Origin of the sequence: Brevundimonas sp. (assembly GCF_036677305.1) — a bacterium.
Classification (GTDB): domain Bacteria; phylum Pseudomonadota; class Alphaproteobacteria; order Caulobacterales; family Caulobacteraceae; genus Brevundimonas.
The window spans coordinates 1-2,899 of record NZ_JAKFEB010000196.1 but is presented as its reverse complement, the minus strand read 5'-3'; the positions used below and the strand labels follow the sequence as shown (position 1 = coordinate 2,899).

Below are 2,899 nucleotides of genomic sequence, written 5' to 3'. Positions count from 1 at the left end.
CCGATCAACGGCGGAGCCTTCCGGCCCATATGCGCATCGTTCTGGCCACCGACGCCTGGGAGCCCCAGGTCAACGGCGTCGTCCGCACCCTGACCCGCACCGTGGCGGAATGCCGGGGCATGGGGCACGAGGTCGACGTCATCGAGCCCAGCCAGTTCAAGACCATCCCCTGCCCCACCTATCCGGAGATCCGGCTGGCGCTGGGGGCCGAGGAAGAGATTCGCGAACGCCTGCGCGCCTTCGAACCCGAGGCGGTCCACATCGCCACCGAAGGCCCCATCGGCATCGCCACGCGGCGCATCTGCGTGGAATGGAAGCTGCCGTTCACGACCAGCTATCACACCAAATTCCCGGAATACGTCTCGGCCCGGTTCCCGATCCCGGTGCAGGTCGGCTACGCCTATATGAAATGGTTCCACAAGCCGTCGGGCCGGCTGATGGTGGCCACGCCGACGCTGCGCGACGAACTGGTGGCGCACGGCTTCCGCAACGTCTCGCCCTGGACGCGGGGCGTGGACACCGAACAGTTCAACCCCGACCTGCCGCGCATCTATGACGAACTGGGCGGCGAGAGCTGGCCCCGGCCCTTCTTCCTCAACGTCGGCCGCGTGGCGGTCGAGAAGAACATCGAGGCCTTCCTCGAGACCGACCTGCCGGGGACCAAGATCGTCGTCGGCGACGGACCGGCGCGGGCCGAGCTGGAACTGAAATATCCGGACGCCAAATTCCTCGGCGCCCGCTTCGGCGAGGAGCTGGCGCGCTGTTTCCGCGACGCCGACGTGTTCGTCTTCCCCAGCTGGACCGACACCTTTGGCCTGGTGATCCTGGAGGCCATGGCCACCGGCACGCCGGTCGCCGCCTATCCGGCGCACGGGCCGATCGACATCATTCCGGGCTCGAATGCGGGGGCCATCGACGAGGACCTGCGCACGGCCTGCCTGAAGGCGCTGGAGTGCGACCGCGGCGCGGTCCGGACCTATGCCGAGAAATTCAGCTGGCGCGCCTCGGCGGAAGAGTTCGTCGAGAATCTTCAGCCCTATCCCGAGCCCGAGCGCGGCCGGTTCTGGCGCCGACTGCGCAGGATCGCCCGCCTGCGCCGCAAGGTCGCAGCCTGACGCCAGGCCGGCGGCTTAACGCTATCGGAACCTTGGGCAGGCTCTCTGTGGCGCCCGAGGGAACAGGAATGGCGCCGGAGCAGAGGCGACACATCAGACAGGCGATGACCAATCGCGCGGGCCAGTGGCGCACGCGGGTCGGCATCGGCATGGCCGCGGCCCTGATCTTCTTTCCGCTGACCGGGGCGACCTTCGCCGTGATCTGGGCCATCGCCTATGGCCTGATGCAGGCGTTCGAAGCGCGCTTCCAGCCCGGAGGGGCATGGGCCGAACGGCTCAGCGAGGAACGCTATTCCCATGCCGCGGTGGCGCTGCTGTTCGTCAACAACCTGCTGTTCGGCCTGTTCGGGGCGGTGCAGATTCTCTCGGGGTCCGTGATGGGCCTGGCTTGCGGCGTCCTGTTGCTGGGCGGCGCCATTCTGAACGGCGTCACCGTCAGCCCGGGTTCGAAGCGGATGATGCTGGCGGCGGTGACGCCGCAGCTGTTCTACGCCGCCCTGTTGCCCATGGGGGCCCTGGGGCAGGGGCTGTCGCTGGTGCAGACAGCGCAGTTCATGATCGCCACCGCCCTGCTGGTCTGGGCGGGCCTGACCGCCTGGCTCCGCCTGTCCCGCACCTTCCAGGCCATGGAGGCCGCACAGTTGCAGGCGGAGGAGGCGAACAAGGCCAAGAGCAATTTCCTCGCCACCATGAGCCATGAAATCCGCACCCCGCTGAACGGGGTGCTCGGCATGGCCCAGATCATGGCTGCGGACGAGTTGTCGGACCGGCAGCGCGAACGTCTGGGGGTCGTGACCGAGTCCGGGCAGGCCCTGCTGAGGATTCTCAGCGACGTGCTGGATCTGGCCAAGATCGAGGCGGGCAAGGTCGAGCTGGAATCGGCCGTTTTCGATCTGGACGCCCTGATCGAGCGTTCGCAGGCGATCTTCCGCCCTGTCGCCGAGAGCAAGGGACTGAAGCTGACGGCGACGATCGAGCCGGAGGCCGCCGGACGCTGGCGCGGCGACGCGGCGCGGCTGGGCCAGATCCTCGCCAACCTTCTCTCCAATGCGGTGAAATTCACCGAGCAGGGCGAGATCGCCGTGATCGTCTCGCGGGACGACGGCGACCTCGTCATCCGGGTGAGGGACACCGGGCCGGGTGTGACGCCCGAACAACTGCCCCGGCTGTTCGAGAAATTCGTCCAGGCCGACGCCTCGACCACCCGCCGGTACGGCGGCACGGGTCTGGGCCTGTCGATCTGCGGCGAACTGGCCGGGATGATGGGCGGCGTCATCCATGCGGAACATGTGCAGCCGCATGGCCTGGCCTTCTGTCTGCGCCTGCCGATCGCACAGGTCGCAGCACAGGAGGCGGCCGCCGCATCGTCGGAGGCGCCTGCCGGGCCCGCGCACGACCGGAAAATCCGCGTGCTGGCGGCCGAGGATCATCCGGTCAACCGGCAGGTCCTGGCCATGCTTCTGGGTCAGGTCGGAATCGCGCCGCACGTGGTCGAGAACGGCGCGCTGGCGGTGGAGGCCTGGCGGGAGGGCGACTGGGACCTGATCCTGATGGACGTGCAGATGCCGGTCATGGACGGACCCGAAGCCACGCGCGAAATCCGCAGGCTGGAGGCCGCGAGCAGCCGCCGCCCGGTCCCCATCATCGGCCTGACCGCCAATGTGATGACGCACCAGATCGAGGAATACCGGCAGGCGGGCATGACGCCGATCGTCGCCAAGCCCATCGTTCTCGAAGACCTGCTGGGCGCGATCGAACAGGCGCTTGAGCCCGTCCAGGACGGG

The 2,899-nt window shown here is 68.1% G+C and carries 2 protein-coding genes; both read left to right on the top strand.

Annotated elements, in window-relative coordinates; translation table 11 throughout:
• Nucleotides 1-29: 29 nt before the first annotated feature.
• Nucleotides 30-1,115, top strand: coding sequence for a glycosyltransferase family 4 protein (locus V6M42_RS11680; RefSeq protein ID WP_332659224.1), 1,086 nt, complete (start codon nucleotides 30-32; stop codon nucleotides 1,113-1,115).
• Nucleotides 1,116-1,219: 104 nt separating this feature from the next.
• The coding region (locus V6M42_RS11675) for an ATP-binding protein (RefSeq protein ID WP_332678591.1) at nucleotides 1,220-2,899 on the top strand (1,680 nt) is incomplete at its 3' end.

Coding starts and splice junctions, on each gene's coding strand:
- V6M42_RS11680 (WP_332659224.1), top strand. CDS start 30: ATGCGCATCGTTCTGGCCACCGACGCCTGGGAGCCCCAGGTCAACGGC.